Origin of the sequence: Bdellovibrio sp. HCB117 (assembly GCF_047305915.1) — a bacterium.
Lineage (GTDB): Bacteria > Bdellovibrionota > Bdellovibrionia > Bdellovibrionales > Bdellovibrionaceae > Bdellovibrio > Bdellovibrio bacteriovorus_B.
The window spans coordinates 1-19,651 of sequence record NZ_CP178622.1; the positions used below are offsets into that span (position 1 = coordinate 1).

Here is a 19,651-nt window from a genome sequence, read left to right on the forward strand (position 1 = left end):
GTGGAGTTAAACTCGTCTTTTTGGACACTAATCAAATCAAAGATGAAAAGCCGGAACGATAACAATAAGTTATTGGATACCTGGCTGGACCCTATTGAATACGTGAATACCGCGGGTACTCAAGAACGACCAAGAATAATACTTGGGGTCCCAAATGCTTTACATCAGTATTTTGTGATCGAAAATCTTCAAGATAAAATTTACACTGAGATTTCGGATACTTACGGGAAGCCTTTTGAGGTTGAGTTTAGTATTACGGGGAACAAAGTAAATGCTCATATTGAGACTTCTCATATCCCTGATGAAGTTATGGGTGGTACAGAAATCCTTCAGGCGCAATTAGCTCGTGCTCAGAATATCCAGATTACTCAACCAAGGTCTGGGCAGGATACTCTTAACCAAGAGCTTACCTTCTCCACATTCGTTGTGGGAAAAAATTCCGAGTTCGCGCATGCAGCTTGCTTCAATGTCGCCCGCAACCCTGGGGCCGACGATTACAACCCTCTCTATATATATGGACCGGTTGGAATGGGTAAAACGCACTTACTTCATGCCGCTGGAAACCATATTCGCGAGCAATATCCGCAACTTAGAATTACCTATATTTCGGCTGAACGCTTTATGAATGAGTGTATTTCGGCGATTCGTCGCCACGAAATGGATAAGTTCCGCCAAAAATATCGCGAGAACTCAGACATTCTTTTAGTGGATGACGTGCAGTTCATCGCACGCGGTGAAGCGGTTCAAGAAGAATTTTTCCACACTATCAACAGCTTTATCGACAGTCGTAAGCAAGTCATCTTAGCCAGCGATCGTATGCCGAAAGATATCCATGGTTTAGAAGACCGCAGTCGCACTCGCCTAGAACGCGGTTTGATTGCAGATATCACTATGCCGGATTTAGAGACTCGTATCGCGATCCTGCGTTATAAAGCCGAAAAATTTAACGTTCGTTTACCTGAAGATGTTGTGAATTATATCGCAAGAATCTCAAAACGTTCGATCAGAGAGCTTGAAGGTAATCTTAAGAAGGTCAAAATGTTCTCTGAACTGCAAGGCCTTCCGATCGATCACGAGCTTGTTAAACGCATTCTTTCGCACCATGAAACGCAATCCACGATCTCTGTTGAAGAGATCATGAAGCTTGTAGCAGACCATTATAAAGTGCGCGTTTTGGATCTTAAATCCTCTACTCGCGCCAAGCCAATTGTCGTTCCACGTCAAATTGCGATGTATTTGATTAAGAAGTTCTTGGATAAATCTTTAGTGGATATCGGGAAGGCTTTTGGCGGAAAAGATCACACAACTGTGATGAATGCTCTAGAACGCGTCAAGAATCTACAATCCACGGATCAAGATATTTCCAAAGATATCGAAGATTTAGAACAGAGAATCCACAATATCACAGGCGTGTGAATGTGGACTGTGGATAAGGTTGAGGAAAAATTTGGGGCTTAAAATGTGGATCCGAGTTACCCCCAAAATCAACCAAGTTTAAGACGATTTATGCAGAGTCTTTATCCACAAGTGTTTTTTAGTGTTTACATGGGTTTAGGGGATTTGTTAGGTTTTCCACGCCCCTACTACTACTACTAGTTATTTATATTAATAGTAATAGTTAATAAGAGGGCTCAAGAGGTTGTATGAAACTTGAAATTGATAAAAGAGATTTATTAAGCCTTATCGGAAAGACACAGAACATTGTTGAGAAGCGCAACACAATGCCCATTCTCATCAACGTCCTTTTGGAAGCTGATCAAAATGCTTTAAAAGTTTTTGCAACAGATTTGGAAGTCAGCCTGACAGACCAAACAAAGGTTCAAGTTCATCAACCGGGAAAAGTGGCGGTCTCTGCAAAAAGTCTTTTCGAAATCGCAAAAGAACTTTCTGAAGGCCCAATCACTTTAATCAAAAAAGAAAACAACTGGTTGGAAATCAAGCAAGGGAAGTACACTTCAAAAATCGTCGGTATCTCTGCTGAAGAATATCCGATCTTCCCAACATACAACTCTCAAGGTTTTATCAGCATCAATGCCGGTGTTCTGAAAGAGATGATTGATAAAACAATCTACTCTGTTTCCAATGATGAAACTCGTTACCACCTGAACGGTGTGTTCTTTGAACTTTCACCTCAAGGTGGATTTAAGATGGTGGCGACGGATGGTCACCGTATGAGTCTAGTGAATAAACCACTTTCGGAAGTGAAAGTGGCCGCTACTCAAGGTGTTATCATTCCTCGTAAAGGTCTTCATGAAATCAAAAAGATTTTAGAAGGCATCGATGGCAATGTGGAAATTGCGATTGAAGGTTCTCAATTCGTACTTAAACATTCATCAACAATTTTGATGATTCGTTTGATCGAAGGAAAGTACCCGAATTATCAACAATTTATTCCACAGAAGCTTCCGCAAAAAGTGATGATCCACCGTGAAGCATTTTTGACTTCACTAAAACGTGTATCACTTTTAGCGAACGTAAAATCCAAAGCGGTGTTGTTGAATCTTTCTAACGGCCGCATGGAAATTTCTTCAAACAACCCAGAGCTTGGTGACGCGAAAGAAGAAATCGAAGTTGAATACGCAGGCGGAGAAATCAAAATCGGTTTCAACGCGAAGTATGTGACTGACATCTTGACGAGCATGAGCCAAGACAAAATTGATTTCGAATTGAATGATCATCTTTCTCCGGGATTGATCCGTCCTCACAACGACACGTCTTACACTTGCGTTGTGATGCCTATGAGAATCTGATGATTTTTGAAAAGCTACGTCTTGTTAATTTTCGTAATTATCGGGACGTAGTAGTTCCATTCTCTCCGCGTGTGAATGTGTTCGTCGGTGAAAATGGTCAGGGTAAAACAAATCTTCTTGAGGCCATGTACCTGATTTCTCAAGGAGACTCTTTTCGCTACAGTGACAATCGCACCTTGATCAACTCGAATAACCAAGAGGCTTTGATTCAAGCGCTGATTACTCAAAATGATCTCCACTACAAACTCAAACTTGGATTAAGCAAAAGTCGCAAAGTTTTAACTTTGAATGACAAGAAAATTTCTTCCACTGACGTTCGCAAGATTTTTGCTAGTGTCGTGTTCAGTCCCGAAAGTTTAGCATCGATCAAAGAAGGTGCGGATCATCGCCGCGAACTTGTGGATGAGTTGCTTATCACCTTTGAACGAAAAAATGCGGATTTGATCGCGGAATATCGTAAAGCCCTGAAAACGCGCAATAAGATCCTTAAAAACTATTTGGAGGGTTTGAACGACAAAACGGTCACGGAGAACCTTTTGGACGCTCTAAACCCCCAATTCTTGCGTTTAGCGGCCGATTTAAGCTACGCCCGGATCACGGCACTCGCTGGTCTTTCCAAAGACTTTAATAATGCCATGCAGTACATTTCGAAGAATGACGCTGTGGATATCTCCGTGGAATACGTGATTTCAGATCAAAATGCGGTGGATTTTTCCCGAGAAGAAGTCCAATTTGCGCTGCAAAAAAGGATGAATGAACTGCATGATGCGGAGCTCTCATCTGGAACCAGTCTGGTAGGCCCTCACAAGCACGATATTGTGTTCCTATATGGGCAAAAAGACTCAAGATTTTATTGTAGCCAAGGGCAGCAAAGAGCCATCATATTGTCTTTCAAAATGGCCCAAATTGTGTATCATAGGAAGGCTCACGGAACCTATCCGGTTTTGATGTTAGACGATGTTTTATCTGAACTCGATAAAGCCAAAAGAGATGCACTGATTACGTTCTTACACGAGATCAATACGCAGATTTTTGTGACGACGACAGATTTCACATTGCCTGAATCTTTCAGCCTCGATCAGCTTTCCGTTTTGCGCATCAAGGATGGTCACATCCTCGATGAATAACTTCACTCTGGTTTTCCAGGGTGTATGCAGTCAGTGAGGGGTACACAGTGTCAGTCGAAGAACAAAAAACATATTCCGCCGACTCGATTCAGGTTCTTGAAGGACTTGAAGCCGTTCGTAAACGTCCAGGGATGTATATCGGTGATACCGGTTTCAAAGGTTATCACCATCTTGTGTATGAGATTGTGGATAACTCGGTAGACGAACATCTTGCAGGACATTGCAAACACATCTACGTCACAATCAATGCCGATGAATCGGTTTCAGTTCAAGATGATGGCCGCGGTATTCCCGTAGGCGCACACAAAAATGGTAAATCTGCTCTTGAAATCGTTATGACCGTTCTTCATGCCGGCGGTAAATTCGACGGTGGTGGTTACAAAGTTTCCGGTGGTCTACATGGCGTGGGTGCTTCTGTTGTGAATGCACTTTCTGACCGTGTTTCTGTCGAAGTTCATCGTGAAGGTTTCGTATGGAGACAAAACTATGAGCGTGGCCGCATCGTCGCGCCAGTAGCTCAAGGTGAAGCTTCGAATAAAACTGGAACGACAGTGACGTTCAAACCGGACCGTCAAATTTTCAAAGATGAAACTGTTATCTATGATTTCGCTACACTTGCAAATCGTTTTCGTGAACTTGCATTCTTGAATGCGGGTCTTCATATTTCTTTGAAAGACGAAAGATCAGGAAAGAAACAAGATTTCCAATATGCAAACGGTGTTGCTGAATTCGTTCAGTACATGAATCAATCTAAAAAATCTCTTCACAATGAAGTCGTTTACTTCAAAGGTGAAAAAGACAATGTCGACGTTGAAATCGCTTTGCAGTGGAATGATTCTTATTCGGAATCTATCTTCACGTACTGTAACAACATCAATACTCACGAAGGTGGTACTCACTTAGTTGGTTTCCGTGCGGCTTTGACTCGTACAACGAATGCGTACGCGACGGAAAAAAACCTTCTGAAAGATTTGAAAGCAAACCTTGAGGGTGAAGACATCCGCGAAGGTTTGGCAGCCGTGATTTCAGTAAAGGTTCGTGAGCCTCAGTTTGAAGGACAAACGAAAACGAAACTTGGGAACACGGAAGTCAAAGGTATCGTTGAAGCCTTAGTGAATGAAAAACTTGCGGACTGGATGGATCGTAATCCTGCCGTGGCTAAGAATATTATTTCTAAGTGTGTGGAATCGGCGCGTGCTCGTGAAGCCGCTCGTAAAGCTCGTGATTTGACTCGTCGTAAGACAGCACTGGATGGTGGATCTTTGCCGGGTAAGATGGCGGACTGCCAAGAACGTGACCCCGCACTTTGCGAATTATACCTGGTGGAGGGAGACTCTGCCGGTGGATCTGCGAAACAAGGACGCGATCGTCGTACTCAAGCGATTCTGCCTTTGAAAGGTAAAATCCTAAACGTCGAAAAAGCGCGTTTTGATAAAATTATTTCTTCTGAAGAGATCAAAGTTATTATCTCTGCGTTGGGAACTGGTATCGGTAAAGACAACGTGAACGTGGATAAAATCCGCTATCACAAAATCATTATCATGACCGATGCCGACGTCGACGGATCGCACATCATGACTCTGCTTTTGACATTCTTCTATCGTCAAATGCCGGAGGTTCTAGAGCGCGGTTATGTTTACATCGCTCAACCACCACTTTACCGTGCGAAAAAAGGTAAAGAAGAAACTTATTTGAAAAACGAAGCAGCATTAACCGAGTTCCTTTTAAGCTCTGGTTTGAATGCTTTCAAAATCAAAGGAAAAGAAAGCTTGAAAGAAGCCGATCTTCGTCAATTGATTTTGAACATTCAAAGATTCAATGACCTTCTTCGTGTATCTTCAAAAAAGTACGACAAAGATGTTTTGTATTTCTTGTTAAGCAAGGTAGGCGATTTCGAAAAAACTTTCGCCGACGCTGGTAAAATCCAAACTTCTTTGAACGATCTGGGTGATTGGATTAAAGGAAATCAAAAACTGGGTATCACAGAGTACAAAGGCGAAGTTAAAACAGATGAAGCTACAGGAAAACCTTATGCTGACATCTACACTGTTCGTTACGCGGATCGTATGACGACAAAATTCAGCCTTGAAAGCTTGCGTTCTTCCGAAATTATCGAGCTTCGTAAAATCTGGAATGATATCCAAGGTGTGAGCACTCTTCCGATGACAATCATGGAAGGTGAAACTGAAATTGAGTTCGACAACTACAACGAATTCTATTCTCACGTAATGGAATCTACGAAAAAAGGAATGTACATCCAACGTTACAAAGGATTGGGCGAGATGAATCCGGAGCAGTTGTGGGAAACTACACTGAATAAGGAAAACCGCACTCTTCTTCAAGTAAACATTGATGATGCTGTTGCAGCGGATGAGACATTCTCAATCTTGATGGGTGAAATGGTTGAACCGCGTCGTCAGTTCATCCATGACAATGCCCTTCTTGCTCGTAGTTTGGACGTTTAATTTTAGTTTTTTAAGTTGGTGAAGTTATGGAAAATAATAATGAAGAAAAAGGCGTAACCCGCGTCGATGTCAGTAAGGAAATGCGTGATGCCTACCTTCAGTACTCGATGTCTGTTATCGTGGGTCGTGCCCTACCCGATGTTCGCGACGGTTTAAAACCAGTTCACCGCCGTGTCTTGTTTGCACAAAGTGAAATGAACAACCGACCTGGCAGACCTTACTTGAAGTCTGCCCGTGTTGTCGGGGACGTAATCGGTAAATACCATCCTCACGGTGACTCTGCGGTTTACGAAACTATGGTTCGTATGGCCCAGGATTTCTCTTTGAGATATCCACTTGAGGATGGACAAGGAAACTTCGGTTCTATCGACGGTGATAGCGCGGCAGCTATGCGTTACACTGAGATCCGTATGACTCATCTTGCGGAAGAACTTTTGCAAGATATCGATAAAGAAACTATTCCGTTCGGACCGAACTACGACGACTCTTTGCAGATTCCTCTAGTTCTACCCGCGAAGTTCCCGAATCTTTTGGTGAATGGTTCTTCAGGTATCGCCGTTGGTATGGCGACAAATATTCCTCCGCACAACTTGGGCGAAGTCATTGATGGTTGTATTGAACTTATCAATAAGCCGGACTGTACACTTGAAGACTTGATGGTTCACATCAAGGGCCCAGACTTCCCATCTTACGGTGTGATTGCCGGTCGTGAAGGTATCTTGCAAGCCTATAAAAAAGGCCGTGGTATCATCACATTGAAAGCCGTTGCGGAAATCGTACCGGGCAAAGACCGTGAAGAGATCATCGTTACTGAGATCCCTTACCAAGTTAATAAAGCAAAATTGATCGAAAGTATTGCGGACCTAGTTCGCGACAAACAAATTGAAGGTATCTCTGATATCCGCGATGAGTCTTCTCGTGAAGGTATGCGTATTGTGATTCAACTTAAACGCGGTGAAAACGCCAGCGTTATCTTGAATCGTCTATACAAATACACGCAAATGCAAATCAGCCTGGGCATCATCATGCTGGCTTTGGATGCGAAAAACCAACCGGTCACTTTCGATCTAAAAGGTATGCTTGAAGCATTCGTTGATCACCGTCGTGACGTTGTTACGAAACGTTGTATCTTCGAACTTAAAAAAGCCCAAGAGCGCGCTCACATCTTGGAAGGTTTGAAAAAAGCCTTGGATCACATTGAAGAAGTGATCAAAACGATCCGTGCTTCTAAGGAAGCGACGACGGCTCGTGAAGCCTTGATGGCGAAGTTTGAATTCTCTGAACGTCAAGCAGTCGCGATTCTAGAAATGCGTTTGCAACGTTTAACAGGCCTAGAACGTGATAAAATCATTCAAGAACTTGACGAGTTGATGAAACAAATCGACTGGTTGAAATTCGTTCTTGCCGATGTTCGCGAAATTTACAAAATCATCGTGGGCGAACTAGAAGACATCAAAAAACGTTACGCTGACCCTCGTCGCACTCAAATCCAAGGAAACCTTGATGATATCGAGGATGAAGATTTGATCGCGGACGAAGACATGGTTGTGACTGTTACGAACACGGGTCTTATCAAACGTATGCCAACAGCTGAATACCGCGTGCAAAAACGTGGTGGTAAAGGCTTAAAAGGCATGGAAACGAAAGAAGAAGACTACGTAACAGATCTATTCTCTGCTTCGACTAAGACTATGCTTCTTGTCTTCACGGACAAGGGTAAAGTTTACTGGTGTAAAGTGCATAAACTTCCACTAGGAAGCCGCACTTCGAAAGGTAAATCTTTGGCAAACGTCGTTCAGCTAGCAAGTGGTGAAAGTGTTCGTGCGATTCTTCCAGTGGATGAATTCAGCGAAAACAAATACGTTGTTATGTTGACTGAAAAAGGTGTGATTAAGAAAACATCTTTGGATTCCTTCGCGAATCCAAGAGCAGCCGGTATTATCGCATTGACGACGGATCTTGAAGACGGAGTTATCGACGTTAAGATCTCTGATGGTCAAAGTGATATCTTCATCGCGACTAAAGAAGGTATGTCGATCCGCTTCAATGAAGCTGACGTACGTGAAATGGGTCGTACTGCTCGTGGCGTAAAAGCAATCACATTAGCTAAAGACGACATCGTCGTTGCTATGGAAGTGCTAGAAAAGAACACGAAAGACACGATTTTGATGGTGACATCAAAAGGTTACGGTAAACGCTCTGAAACAGGCGAATACCGCATCCAATCTCGTGGTGGTGTAGGTATTATCACTCAGAAAACGACAGAAAAAGTGGGCGTTGTTATCGGTACGAAGAAAGTTTCAGAAAAAATGGAACTTATTCTTTCCACTGATAAAGGACAAGTTATCCGCATGAAAGTGACGGACATCTCTGTTCTAGGACGTAACACTCAAGGTGTTCGCTTGATCAATATCGATGAAAAAGAAGAAACCGTTACAGGTGTTGCAGTTGTTGAAGAAGATGATGCAACTGAAGAATCAACGCCGACTCCAGCAGGAGTCACGCACTAAGATGGTCAGAGGCCTTCTGATTGTCTTAGTGTTGGCGCTCACCGCCTGCTCTTCCCAAGAGGAGGCGGATTATAAGCAAGCCCAAAAAGAAATAGCTCAGGAACATTACCGTATTGGCCTGAGCTATTTAGATCGAGTCATCAAAAGAAATGCTCCAACGAAATATCCCTTAGAAGCTGCTCGCGAGGCCGCGCGCATTTCATTTTTTGAGATCAAAGATTTTAATAAAGCCGTTGATTATCATCACTTCATTGTTTTGCATTCGACAGACGAAAAAGAGCGCCTTGAGTCGCAAAAACAAATAGCTGCGATTTATTTTAATAATCTTCAGAACTATCAGCAGTCGATCATTGAATATAGCAAACTTCAACAGATGCCACACACGGATCTCGAAGCGGCTCAATATAAAATGAACATCGCGCGTGCTCAGTACTATCAGAATAATTTCTTTCAAGCTGAGTCCGAGATCGATTCGCTCTTAAAACTGAAAGGCGACGAGAACACTCGCTTTAGTGCTTTGATGTTAAAAGGAAATATCTTGGTCGCGCGCAAAGACTTCGCAAAAGCGGCAGAGATATTTAAAGAGCTGATTCAAAAATATCCAGAAAAGGCGATTCAAGAAAACGTCGCGCTGACGTTGGCTGTTTGTTATGAAGAAAATTTGGATTTTAAGAGTGCCATTGCCGTTCTTGAAGCCCATAAAGAAAAATACAATCCGCCTGAATACATCGAACTTCGAATCAAGCGCATGCAAGAGCGCATGAAAAATGCTCCGGGAGCGAAAGGCTTTAGGAAGTAATGAAGAAGTATATAATTTTTGCATCCATGGGCTTTGAACTTGTCGGTTTGATCTTGGGGTGTTTTTACCTAGGGCAATTCCTCGATCAAAAGTATCAAACAAAAGGCCTTATCTTTGTCGGTTTGACCTTTGCGGCTTTGATTGGCTGGTTATGGAGAGTCATCTGGCTTCTTCGTAAGCTGCAAAAAGAGGATGAGAAGAATTCAGATTCCGATAAACCCTAGGAAGCCATGAAACCTATTTTAATAGCGCAAATCTTTGTGATCGTTCTTGGCGGCCTGTTTTTGTATCTTTTTTCCGCACCGCAACACGCACTTTCCTTTGTAGCGGGGTCTTCAACCATCTTTCTTAGCTTTTTATTACTGGGTTGGGGCTGGAGCCTTATCTTCCAGAAGAAATTGGTTGCCCTGTCTATCGGTATCATTGTATTTAAGTACGCGATTTTAGGGATTATTATCTTTAAGCTAACAGCCATGCCATGGTTCGATACCTTATGGTTCGCAATGGGGGTTGCTAGTTTTATTCTTTCAGCGTTTGTGTATGCGGTGAAAGAAGCCTTACGAGAGGGAAAAGACCATGTCATTTAACTGGACACAACTCATTCCTGGTGTTGGTCACGAGTACGCACACGTTGCAACTCTTGGTGCCGCTACAGTAGCAACAATGGCTATCGGTATGGCAGCTCGCGCTTCACTTGGTAAAGGTGAAACGGCAGTTCTTCCAGCAAGCAAATTCTCTCTTCGTGGCATCATGGAAATGTTGACGGAAATGATGGATGGACTTGCAGAGATGGTTATCGGTGAACACGGTAAACACTATGTTCCTTTCTTCACATCTGTTTTCTTCTTTATTCTTTTAAACAACTTGATCGGGATGATTCCAGGGATGACTCCTGCAACTGAAAACATCAACACAACATTCGGTTTCGGTGTTTTGATGTTCTTGTTCTATAACTTCCAAGGTGTAAAAGAAAACGGCGTGTTCGCTTATCTTAAACACTTTATGGGTCCGGTTCTTTTCCTTGCTCCTTTGATGTTCGTGATCGAACTAGTTTCACACTTTGTTCGTCCGTTCTCTTTGGGTCTTCGTCTTGCGAACGTTATGATGGGTGACCACACAGTATTGTCTGTGTTCTTGGATCTAGTTCCAATTGGTGTACCTATCCCATTCTATATCATGGGATTGTTCGTATGTTTTGTTCAGGCTTTTGTATTTACATTGCTTTCAATGGTCTACGTGGCATTCGCGATTGCACACGATCACTAGAGAGCAAACTTAACCACTCATATTGAGGAGAAATCACATGAAAAAAATGATCGTTGCTATGGTTGCTTTGTTGGCTTCTGTATCTGCATTCGCACAAGACGCTGCTCCAGCTGCTACTGAAGCTGCTGCTTCTGTTGCTACTGACCGCGGTTTGGTTGCTATCGCAGCTGCTATCGCTATCGCATTGTCTGTATTCGCAGGTGCAATGGCTCAAGGTAAAACAGCTTCTACAGCTCTTGATGGTATCGCTCGTAACCCAGCAGCTTCTGGTAAACTATTGATCCCAATGATCTTGGGTCTAGCTCTTATCGAATCTCTAGTTATCTACGCGTTGATCATCGCTCTTCGTCTTGCTTAATCGCGGTCGTCGCTAAGGACCCGATCGACTTCGTTGTCGGGTCTCGACTTGCTCTCCGGCGTACAAAAGTACGCCTACGTGGCAGCCGAAACCCTCCGGCTTGCGCTCGAATCCTTATCGCCAACCTTAGTTGGTTGGCAGATCAAAAAGAAGCTCCGTTTTGTACGGGGCTTTTTTTATTTCTCCATTTGACCTTGACCCAAGGGCAAGCCCGAGATTCATCTAGAGGTTAGGATGAAGAACTGGCTGACGATCGGACAATTTTCAAAAGCAATCGGTGTATCTGCAAAAGCTTTACGCCTTTATGAGAAGATGGGACTTCTGGAGTCTCACACTCGCGGAGAAAACGGATATCGTTATTACGATGATTCGCAATTGTCTTTAGCAAAACGTCTTAAAGAATTTAAGGACTTAGGATTCAGTCTTGCTGAAATCAAAAGTCTTCTGCGGTCCGATCAGACACTGGATTCTGAAAAATTAAAAATCACAATGCGCACACGACTTGATCTTATCAATCAAGAAGCCGAGCTTCTTAAAGAACAAAAGAAACAAATCGAAACGATCCTTTCCTCCATCGAAAAAACATCAGAGCCACTTAAGGCGGATGAGAGGAGAGTTATTATGAGTTTGTATGGCAAGGTTTCTATTGTTGTTGCTGGTGTCGATGGATTAGAAAAAACGGCTGAATATATTCAGAAGCATTTTAAAAACGCGCATCAAGATGTCTCGATTCTTCATTGGAAAGAGAACATGGATCTTCCTGCGGAGAAACCTTATGTCTTAGTTATTCCTGAGAGAGATCTTTATTCTGATGATGTGTTAAGAATTCATCCCGACGTGGTTGTGATCAAAAGCTTAAGCACATACTCTGAAGAAATTGAAAAATTATACTTAAAACTTTTCTCAGGAGTTGGTCCGCACGTTAATACAGTGATCAATGCAGATGATCGCGCAGCTGTCGCCTTAGTTGCTCACCCTACAATCAAAAAAAGCCGATATGTTTATTTCTCAAAAAATCGTGCTCTTGAAAAACAAATAAAAAATATTGGTGGCATCGTCAGCGACGGAGAAGAATTTGAGATCTACGGTTTCAATATGAAGAACCGAGTTCACTTGAAGTTCGGTCGAATTCTTTCATTTGATGAAGAGGTTGCACTGATTTCGTCTCTTGGAGCTGTAATGACAGTGGGCTTGGAGAAAGAACAACTGCAGATTCAGTAAATATAGGTCTAAAAAATGCAAAAGCGAGAATGGCCTTTGCCAGACTCGCTTTTGGTGGATCTCCTGTCCGATAAAAACAGGAGGTATCCGATGCGTAAAAACACGTACTTACGTATTCGGCGTATTCTTGAGATTACTAAAGTAATCCTTGTGATTATTTTGCTGATCCTGACTATTTTTAAGTATTAGGTATCTGAAGCAATACCTCCAACGTGTGACATAGCCTAAGGACCGGTGACTGGGAATCGGGCTGGAAACTCGGTAGGAGTGAAACACGGATGAGTCTGGTAAAGGCTCTAAAAAAAAGCCCGCTCTTTTGGAACGGGCTTTTCTTTTTAACCTGGTACTTTTTTGAAACGATAGGAAGCAGGTACCTTTTAGAGGTATTTGTTTACTACGGCTTCTACGCGGTTGCGGATTTTGTCCAGTCCGGCTTGAGTTGTGGATTCGTAGCGAACGACGACAACAGGTTGTGTGTTTGATGAACGGCACAAAGCCCAACCATCTTCGAAAGACAAGCGGATGCCATCAGTGAAGTCCACTTTGTAGTCGGCACCTGGCTTGTTTGGGAAAGCTTCGATCATTTTTTCTACGATCAAAACTTTTTTCTCTTCAGTTGTGTCGATACGGATTTCTGGTGTGTTGAATGCTGGTGGCAAACCTTCAAGTAATTGTGGAATTGTTTTTCCTGTTTTTGCCAAGATCTCTACCAAACGCAAAGCCGCGTAAGGAGCATCGTCGTAACCGTAGTTGCGATCTGCGAAGAAAACGTGGCCTGACATTTCACCACCGAATGGAGCTTTTTCTACTTTGATTTTTTCTTTTACCAAAGAGTGTCCTGTCTTCCACATGATCGGCTGGCCGCCGTGCTCAGAAACATCGTGGTACAAGCGATCCGAACATTTTACGTCGCCGATGATCTTTGCGCCTTTTTGTTCAGCTAAGATTGAGCGAGCGATGATTACCATCAATTCGTCACCGTAAACCATGCGACCTGTGTGATCGACAACACCGATACGATCGGCATCACCGTCAAAGCCGATACCGCAAACGGCACCTTCTTTAGCGACTTGTTTTTTTAGATCTTCCAAGTTTTCTTCTACAGTTGGATCTGGATGGTGGTTCGGGAATGTTCCATCTGGTTGTTCAAATAGAATTGTTGGATTTAAACCAACAGCGTTGAATAGTCCGCGAACTACGGATCCACCAGCGCCGTTACCGCAATCAAGAACGACTTTCGTGTTTTTGATGGTGCCGAATTCTTTTTTGTAGCGCTCGTAGTACATAGGCTTGATATCGAAATGTTCTTCAGAACCCTTTCCATCAATGTACTCACCTTTTTGAATGATCTCGCGAAGTTTTTGAATTTCCGCACCGAAGATTGTGCCTTTGCCTACAGAAATTTTAAAACCGTTGTATTCAGGAGGATTGTGTGAACCTGTGACTTGAATCGCGCCATCAACGCCCTTCAATTCAAAAGTTGAAAAATAACAAACAGGTGTTGTTACAAGACCCAAGTGAATAACTTTAGCTCCGGAATCCATCATCCCTTTTGCAAGGTTCTTGATGATCGCTGGAGAACTTTCACGTGCATCACAACCCAAAGCCACTGTTGGATTTGTAAGGCCTTTATTCTGTTTCATGTAGACAACGTAAGCGCGGCCTAAGAGGTATGCGAAATTATCGTCGAATTGTCCGTTGTAAACTCCACGGATATCGTACTCTCTAAAAATAACCGGTTGAAACATAAGTCACCTCTGTAAATAAGTGGAAGTATTTAGAAATATGATTTTTTAACGCGAGAGTCGAGCTAATTTTATAGCCCAGCGAATGGCATCAATCATCGAATGAGGATTGGCTTTATTTAAGCCGAAAATATCCTTCGCCGTCCCGTGATCGACGCTGGTTCTAACAAAAGGAATGCCTAAACTAATATGAACGCCGCTATCCTGCCCGTGGATTGTTTTAAACGGGATTAGGCCCTGGTCATGGTAAAGAGCCACATACATTGAATAGCGCTGCCAATTGGAAGGGAAAAATGCGGCATCGGGGACCAAAGGACCTTCCACCGGGATTTTATTTTCTTTTGCAAAGGCTGAAAGCTGTGGAAACAGAAGGAGCTCTTCCTTTCCAATAAGGCCTTTTTCACCCGCGTGTGGATTTAAACCTAAGACGGCAATGGGCCGCTTGGCTTGAGCCGCGGGAAGTTTTTTGCGAAGTTCATTGGCGTTTTTTAATGTTTCTGCAAGCACGGTGAAACTGAGGTGCTTTGTTACGTCTTTGATGGGTGTATGTGCGGTGGCAAGAACCACGCTGAATTTTTCTCCAACGAAACCCATGTTCACGTATTTGCTTCCGGAGAGTCTTTTTAAAATATCCGTGTGCCCAAGATCTTTAAAACCGGCCTCTTTAATGCTGGTTTTTGAAAGAGGAGCCGTCGCGATGCCATCTAGAACTTTTTCTAAGCAAGCTTCGGCACTTGTTTCCACCCATTGAGCGGGCGGTTCATCGGAAGCAATATCGATTAGATAAGGCCCATCGATTTTTAAGGCTTCTTGAAGGGAGTCGACGGTGATGCGTTCGAATTTCTTGTCGATGAGACGGAGATATTTTTTATCGGCCTCTTCCGGGCGCCACAAAATAAATTGAACGTTTTTTTGTGGACCCAATTTATGAAGGGCTTTGGCAGTGACCTCAAAGCCAATGCCGTCGACGTCGCCGGTGGTAAGAGCGATTCTAAGTCTACTCATTGATACGAACAAAGATCTCGTCGCGTTTGCTTTGCAACCATGTTTTAAGTTGGCGCTTAAAGCTCGCTTCTAAAAGTTGGGCCTTAATACGATCTTTGGCTCTTTCAAACTTTGGATCTGTCGTCAGTTTTTTTCCAGTGAGCTTCACGATATGATAACCCATACGCGATTTAACAACGGGAGTTGTTTCGCCTACTTTTAAATTTGAAATGGCTTCTTCAATCTCTGGCAAGAATTCACCGGATTTGAATGTACCTAAGCTTCCGCCAGAAGAGAAATTCGGATCTTCACTGAATTGTTGAGCCAAGGTTTCAAAATTATCACCGGCACGGACTTTACCGGCGGCAGCTTGTGCTCTTTGAAGTGCGGCTTCAGCGCCGCCTTTCTTTGGACTAAAAAAGATGTGTGAAACCGAAAATTCATCAATTGATGGACGGCTGCTGGGGCTTGTTTTCAAGTATTCGTTCAAAGCATCTTCATCAGAGATACGAAGTTTTGAAATGATCTCTGAATCCATTAAAGATTGTTTTTCGATACTGTGTTTAAGAAAAGTCTTATACTCCGACGCTGAGATTCCTTGGCCCTTGATGATGTTTAATAGCTCGGCCTCAGTGACATTATTTCTTTTCGCCATGCTTTTAAGTTCAGACTCCACGCGGTCCGAAGTGACGGAAAGATTTAAACGTTTTACTTCAGACTCTAAAATCTTTTCGTTAATAAGATAATCTAGCTGAGCTTTACGATCCCCTTTAAGACTTGTCGGTGCTTTATCAAATAACAACGCTTCGTCGATAAGGCCTGGTTTGCCGATACGATTTTGTAGTTCTTTAAAATCGGATTCCAAAACTAGCTCGGTATTCACGATAGCCACAGTTTTTTCCACAAGCTCGGCGTGAGCTGGTGTAGCGATCAAAAATGGAAAAAGAAAACTAATCATTGGGTCCTCGCGTATCAACCGTAATCGAGTTCATTAAATCGTAGTCCTTTAGGACTTTACTACTTCTGAGCTGAGCATCAAGCCAAGCTACATACTCCGCCTGCTCGCGTTGAGCACGAAGAGCGCGAATAATCTGTGATTTGACCTCTTCTAGCGGCTGAGTCGTTGCTGGAGCCTTCTTTTCTACGCGAATAAGATGAACACCAAAAGGACTTTTAACGGTTTGTAGACCGGCACCGGCGCTAAATAACGGGTCAAAGTAATCCACACTGCCCTTTTCAATCCAACCGACAACACCACCTGTTTTACCTTCGGGAGTGATTGAAAACTTACGAGCGATCTCGCCGAAGTCGGAAGTTTTTAAATCAGTTCTAATGGCATCCGCTTTGGCGTCTTCATCAACAACGATCTGGCGGATATAAATACGCTCTTTACGTTTCCAACGGTCTTTATTGTCTTCGTAGTAGCGTTTGATTTCTTCGTCAGTCGGGGGCTTAATCTTTTCGTTTAGTTTCTTAAATACTTCTTTTTCTACCAAACCATAGCGGAGTTCTTCGCGCCACTCTGAAAAAGAAAGGTTTTCTAAAGCCAAAGCTCGACGAAATGAAAGATCATCGGGATAGTTGGCTCGAAGCTTATCAACTTCTTTATCCAGCATGTTTTCAGAGATCACGATGCTTTGGGAACGGGCCCAATCCAAAGTTAGACTCTTTACTAAGAAGTCGCGCAAAATTTCTTCTTTAACACGATGGATATTGTTGGGATCTTTGGCCGCTAAAGCATCGAAGTTGCGAAGGCGACGTGCTAATTGGTTGGCGAACTGTTTTGAAGTTAAAACATGATCGTTCACCTTCTCTACGGGCTTGGTAGAGATCTTTTGGTAACTGGAAGGACAACCCGCTAAGGTAAAGGCCATTAAAATAAAAAGCCCCGTACTTGCGGGGCTCTTTAGAAATTTCATAAGAAATATTCCTTATTATTTTATCGCACTCTTATTTTCTTTAATTGAGTACGATCTTTTCAACTTATCGAAGTATTCGTTGAAGATCTGTTTTCTTTTTTCGTCGAAAACAGCAGCTCTGATTTGACGCTTATTTGCGTTCTCAAAGCTTCTACGTCCCGTAAGTTTAATGATGTGGAATCCGAACTGAGATTCGATGAGCCCCTTGATTTCACCGACTTTCATGGATGCCGCAGCTTCATAATAACCTGGAACAAGAGTTACACGAGATTGCCAGCCGATGTCACCACCTGCTTGCTTAGAAAGAGCATCGTCAGAATAAAGTTTCACAAGCTCTTCAAATGGTCTTTTGCTTTTCTTAACTTCGTCAAAAATTTCTGTCGCACGTTTTTTAGCTTCAGCTACTTGCGCTGGAGTCGCGCCAGGTTTGAACTCAATCAAGATGTGGCTTGTGCGAAGTTCTGGGTTTTTAGCGTACCATTCTTGCATTTCTTTATCAGAAACTTGGATCTTTTGAATGCGAGGACCAAGATCTTTTTCAAGCAAAGCTTTGTACATTTCCTGGTTGAAACGCTCTTGAACCACAGGGTCTTTAGCCAAGCCACGTTTTTCAGCTTCTTGAAGTCCCGTTTCGTAGCGGATCAAGTCTTCAAGGAAAAGTTCTTTTGTTGGAGGGTTGATCGTCTGAGAACGAACCTCGTTGTACTTTTTGTTAAACTCTTCAACGGTGATAGATTTTTTTCCAACCTGAGCCACAACATCCGTGGATTTTTGCGCATAGGAGTTCACAGAGATGAGCATCAAGATGCTTAATAGAAGTTTCATACTTTAAAAGTCCCTTTAAAAAGTTGAAGACAAGTCACCCTAAAACGCTAGCACTAGGCATCATTATCCGCAATGAATTTAAGAGCTTGCTGTCTCGCGTGGTGCAAAAGCCCCTCTAACTCTAGAGCAAGGTCTGGGTTTCGTGGATCGACTTCACGAGAGATCGCCGTCATGGGACCCACCCAGTAAATGATCACTTTTGCGAAGGGTTTTGGAAGAAAAGTTTTGTTCCAAGATTTTGGAAAATGAATCGCGCGGTCGCACGCAACACCGGCTGCGTAAATCGGGCCAGAAATCATGCGTGAGATTTCAAAAACTCCGGGCTTTACTTTGTGTAACGGACCTTTCGGGCCATCTACTGCAAAGCTGCAATTTCCCCCGTCTTTTATCAAACGCAAGAGACCTTTCAGTGCTTGAACCCCACCACGCGTGGAGGAGCCTCGGCTGGTCTTTGCCCCCAACCATTTTAATACCGTCGCCATCAACTCGCCGTCTTTGGATTGCGATGCGATTGTAGCAATGCGATAGCGTTTTACGATGGATAAAAGAGCAAGCTCGTCCCCATGCCAGTGCGCGAGCACGACAGGATTCTGAGTTTCTAATGAATTTTTCAGGGAATCTGGTTCGATAAGCCGAACCCTCCATGTCCATGAGAGGGTTCGGTAGAAGACAAATACAATAATCGGAAGAATGTATTTTCTAAACACGATTAGTGGTGAAGAGCCTTTTTAAACTCTTCAGTGAGTTTCGGAACGATTTCAAGAGCGTCACCCACGATACCGTAAGTAGCCTTCTGGAAGATCGGAGCGTTCGCATCGTTGTTGATAGCAACGATAACTTTAGAACCACTCATACCCGCCAAGTGTTGAATTGCGCCAGAGATGCCCACTGCGATGTACAAAGTGGGAGCTACTGTTTTACCAGTTTGTCCTACTTGCATACCGTGACCAACCCAACCAGCATCAACTACGGCACGTGAAGCACCTACAGTTGCACCCAAAACGTCCGCAAGATCATGAAGAACTTTGAAGTTCGCAGCCTCTTTCAAACCGCGACCACCACTCACGATGATGTTTGCTTCTGTCAAATCAAGCTTTTCACTAGCGCCTTTAACGATCTCTTTGATCAAAGTCTTAAGATCAGGTTTTACAACCGCTTGTTCAACAACGTTTGCAGATTTAGAAGTGTCCGCCGCCGCTACCGGAAGTTGATTTGCACGCATCAAAACAATCTTTACAGAGCTGTTTTCGAAGTTGGCTTTAGCAAAACATTTTCCAGAATACATTGGCTTCGTCGCTGTGACGTTATCGCCAGAGATATTAAGCTCTGTGCAATCGCTTGCAATCCCCGTGTTCAAACGAGCAGCTACGCGCGGGAACAAGTCACGACCCGTCGAAGAAGCTGAAGCAAGAAGGATGGAAGGTTGAACTTTTTCAACAACAGAAACGATGTTCGCAGTGAAAAGCTCTGGATTATATGAATCTAAAGAAGCGTCTTTAACAACGTGAACTTCATTCGCGCCGTTTTGAGCTGCCGCCGCTGTGACATCACCTGCGTGAGAACCGAAAACCACTGCAACAACAGTGTTTCCAGACTTAGCCGCTGCTTGAAGAAGTTCAATAGAGCTGCGTTTTAGATTTCCGTGAGATTGTTCAGCAAAAACTAATACTTTTCCCATGATT

Annotated in this window: 18 protein-coding genes; 11 read left to right on the forward strand and 7 right to left on the reverse strand. The window is 43.2% G+C overall.

Annotated elements, in window-relative coordinates:
* The 11 genes from dnaA to ACLWBD_RS00055 all read left to right on the forward strand — a co-directional run bounded on the left by dnaA (nucleotide 1) and on the right by ACLWBD_RS00055 (nucleotide 12,496).
* Nucleotides 1-1,416 (forward strand): chromosomal replication initiator protein DnaA, encoded by a 1,416-nt coding sequence (dnaA, locus tag ACLWBD_RS00005; RefSeq protein WP_063205763.1) that lies wholly within the window; start codon nucleotides 1-3, stop codon nucleotides 1,414-1,416.
* Between the two features lie 227 nt (nucleotides 1,417-1,643).
* Nucleotides 1,644-2,750 carry a DNA polymerase III subunit beta gene (dnaN, locus tag ACLWBD_RS00010; RefSeq protein ID WP_063205765.1) on the forward strand — a complete coding sequence of 369 codons (1,107 nt, stop codon included), beginning with the start codon at nucleotides 1,644-1,646 and terminating at the stop codon, nucleotides 2,748-2,750.
* Entirely contained in the window at nucleotides 2,750-3,877 is a 1,128-nt protein-coding gene (recF, locus tag ACLWBD_RS00015) for a DNA replication/repair protein RecF (RefSeq protein WP_413569140.1), read from the forward strand. The genes dnaN and recF overlap by 1 nt, the downstream gene beginning before the upstream one ends.
* Before the next feature lie 47 nt (nucleotides 3,878-3,924).
* The gene (gene gyrB, locus ACLWBD_RS00020; RefSeq protein WP_063205769.1) at nucleotides 3,925-6,342 is read left to right on the forward strand and encodes a DNA topoisomerase (ATP-hydrolyzing) subunit B; all 2,418 of its coding nucleotides are present in this window, start codon (nucleotides 3,925-3,927) and stop codon (nucleotides 6,340-6,342) included.
* A 26-nt stretch (nucleotides 6,343-6,368) separates the two neighbouring features.
* The gene (gene gyrA / locus ACLWBD_RS00025) at nucleotides 6,369-8,852 is read left to right on the forward strand and encodes a DNA gyrase subunit A (RefSeq protein WP_063205771.1); all 2,484 of its coding nucleotides are present in this window, start codon (nucleotides 6,369-6,371) and stop codon (nucleotides 8,850-8,852) included.
* Nucleotide 8,853: 1 nt separating this feature from the next.
* Nucleotides 8,854-9,651, forward strand: a complete 798-nt coding sequence (locus tag ACLWBD_RS00030) for a tetratricopeptide repeat protein (protein WP_063205773.1) — start codon at nucleotides 8,854-8,856, stop codon at nucleotides 9,649-9,651.
* Entirely contained in the window at nucleotides 9,651-9,875 is a 225-nt protein-coding gene (locus ACLWBD_RS00035) for an AtpZ/AtpI family protein (RefSeq protein WP_063205775.1), read from the forward strand. Before ACLWBD_RS00030 ends, ACLWBD_RS00035 begins: the two co-directional genes overlap by 1 nt.
* 6 nt (nucleotides 9,876-9,881) lie before the next feature.
* Entirely contained in the window at nucleotides 9,882-10,238 is a 357-nt protein-coding gene (locus ACLWBD_RS00040) for a hypothetical protein (RefSeq protein ID WP_413569141.1), read from the forward strand.
* A complete protein-coding gene (gene atpB, locus ACLWBD_RS00045; RefSeq protein WP_041875744.1) occupies nucleotides 10,228-10,917 on the forward strand; it encodes a F0F1 ATP synthase subunit A in 690 nt (229 codons plus the stop codon). The genes ACLWBD_RS00040 and atpB overlap by 11 nt, the downstream gene beginning before the upstream one ends.
* Before the next feature lie 37 nt (nucleotides 10,918-10,954).
* A complete protein-coding gene (locus ACLWBD_RS00050) occupies nucleotides 10,955-11,275 on the forward strand; it encodes an ATP synthase F0 subunit C (protein ID WP_284607786.1) in 321 nt (106 codons plus the stop codon).
* A gap of 234 nt (nucleotides 11,276-11,509) precedes the next feature.
* Nucleotides 11,510-12,496 carry a MerR family transcriptional regulator gene (locus ACLWBD_RS00055; RefSeq protein WP_413569142.1) on the forward strand — a complete coding sequence of 329 codons (987 nt, stop codon included), beginning with the start codon at nucleotides 11,510-11,512 and terminating at the stop codon, nucleotides 12,494-12,496.
* A 377-nt stretch (nucleotides 12,497-12,873) separates the two neighbouring features.
* Here ACLWBD_RS00055 and ACLWBD_RS00060 read toward each other — a convergent pair whose 3' ends face one another.
* The 7 genes from ACLWBD_RS00060 to ACLWBD_RS00090 all read right to left on the reverse strand — a co-directional run bounded on the left by ACLWBD_RS00060 (nucleotide 12,874) and on the right by ACLWBD_RS00090 (nucleotide 19,647).
* Nucleotides 12,874-14,244 carry a phosphomannomutase/phosphoglucomutase gene (locus tag ACLWBD_RS00060; protein ID WP_413569143.1) on the reverse strand — a complete coding sequence of 457 codons (1,371 nt, stop codon included), beginning with the start codon at nucleotides 14,242-14,244 and terminating at the stop codon, nucleotides 12,874-12,876.
* Nucleotides 14,245-14,289: 45 nt separating this feature from the next.
* Nucleotides 14,290-15,246, reverse strand: a complete 957-nt coding sequence (locus ACLWBD_RS00065) for a 4-hydroxythreonine-4-phosphate dehydrogenase PdxA (RefSeq protein ID WP_413569144.1) — start codon at nucleotides 15,244-15,246, stop codon at nucleotides 14,290-14,292.
* Nucleotides 15,239-16,183, reverse strand: a complete 945-nt coding sequence (locus tag ACLWBD_RS00070) for a peptidylprolyl isomerase (RefSeq protein ID WP_413569145.1) — start codon at nucleotides 16,181-16,183, stop codon at nucleotides 15,239-15,241. The genes ACLWBD_RS00065 and ACLWBD_RS00070 overlap by 8 nt, the downstream gene beginning before the upstream one ends.
* Nucleotides 16,176-17,144 carry a peptidyl-prolyl cis-trans isomerase gene (locus ACLWBD_RS00075; RefSeq protein ID WP_413569146.1) on the reverse strand — a complete coding sequence of 323 codons (969 nt, stop codon included), beginning with the start codon at nucleotides 17,142-17,144 and terminating at the stop codon, nucleotides 16,176-16,178. The genes ACLWBD_RS00070 and ACLWBD_RS00075 overlap by 8 nt, the downstream gene beginning before the upstream one ends.
* A 15-nt stretch (nucleotides 17,145-17,159) precedes the next feature.
* Entirely contained in the window at nucleotides 17,160-17,969 is an 810-nt protein-coding gene (locus tag ACLWBD_RS00080; protein WP_063205789.1) for a peptidylprolyl isomerase, read from the reverse strand.
* A 53-nt stretch (nucleotides 17,970-18,022) separates the two neighbouring features.
* Nucleotides 18,023-18,550, reverse strand: a complete 528-nt coding sequence (locus tag ACLWBD_RS00085) for a lysophospholipid acyltransferase family protein (RefSeq protein WP_253696540.1) — start codon at nucleotides 18,548-18,550, stop codon at nucleotides 18,023-18,025.
* Between the two features lie 128 nt (nucleotides 18,551-18,678).
* Complete coding sequence (locus ACLWBD_RS00090; RefSeq protein WP_413569147.1) at nucleotides 18,679-19,647, reverse strand: electron transfer flavoprotein subunit alpha/FixB family protein; 969 nt, start codon at nucleotides 19,645-19,647, stop codon at nucleotides 18,679-18,681.
* Nucleotides 19,648-19,651: the final 4 nt, after the last annotated feature.

Bases quoted from the DNA above. Each gene is read 5' to 3' on its own strand.
- dnaN (WP_063205765.1), top strand. From the start codon at position 1,644: ATGAAACTTGAAATTGATAAAAGAGATTTATTAAGCCTTATCGGAAAG.
- recF (WP_413569140.1), top strand. From the start codon at position 2,750: ATGATTTTTGAAAAGCTACGTCTTGTTAATTTTCGTAATTATCGGGAC.
- gyrA (WP_063205771.1), top strand. From the start codon at position 6,369: ATGGAAAATAATAATGAAGAAAAAGGCGTAACCCGCGTCGATGTCAGT.
- ACLWBD_RS00030 (WP_063205773.1), top strand. From the start codon at position 8,854: ATGGTCAGAGGCCTTCTGATTGTCTTAGTGTTGGCGCTCACCGCCTGC.
- ACLWBD_RS00035 (WP_063205775.1), top strand. From the start codon at position 9,651: ATGAAGAAGTATATAATTTTTGCATCCATGGGCTTTGAACTTGTCGGT.
- ACLWBD_RS00040 (WP_413569141.1), top strand. From the start codon at position 9,882: ATGAAACCTATTTTAATAGCGCAAATCTTTGTGATCGTTCTTGGCGGC.
- atpB (WP_041875744.1), top strand. From the start codon at position 10,228: ATGTCATTTAACTGGACACAACTCATTCCTGGTGTTGGTCACGAGTAC.
- ACLWBD_RS00050 (WP_284607786.1), top strand. From the start codon at position 10,955: ATGAAAAAAATGATCGTTGCTATGGTTGCTTTGTTGGCTTCTGTATCT.
- ACLWBD_RS00055 (WP_413569142.1), top strand. From the start codon at position 11,510: ATGAAGAACTGGCTGACGATCGGACAATTTTCAAAAGCAATCGGTGTA.
- ACLWBD_RS00060 (WP_413569143.1), bottom strand. From the start codon at position 14,244: ATGTTTCAACCGGTTATTTTTAGAGAGTACGATATCCGTGGAGTTTAC.
- ACLWBD_RS00065 (WP_413569144.1), bottom strand. From the start codon at position 15,246: ATGAGTAGACTTAGAATCGCTCTTACCACCGGCGACGTCGACGGCATT.
- ACLWBD_RS00070 (WP_413569145.1), bottom strand. From the start codon at position 16,183: ATGATTAGTTTTCTTTTTCCATTTTTGATCGCTACACCAGCTCACGCC.
- ACLWBD_RS00075 (WP_413569146.1), bottom strand. From the start codon at position 17,144: ATGAAATTTCTAAAGAGCCCCGCAAGTACGGGGCTTTTTATTTTAATG.
- ACLWBD_RS00080 (WP_063205789.1), bottom strand. From the start codon at position 17,969: ATGAAACTTCTATTAAGCATCTTGATGCTCATCTCTGTGAACTCCTAT.
- ACLWBD_RS00090 (WP_413569147.1), bottom strand. From the start codon at position 19,647: ATGGGAAAAGTATTAGTTTTTGCTGAACAATCTCACGGAAATCTAAAA.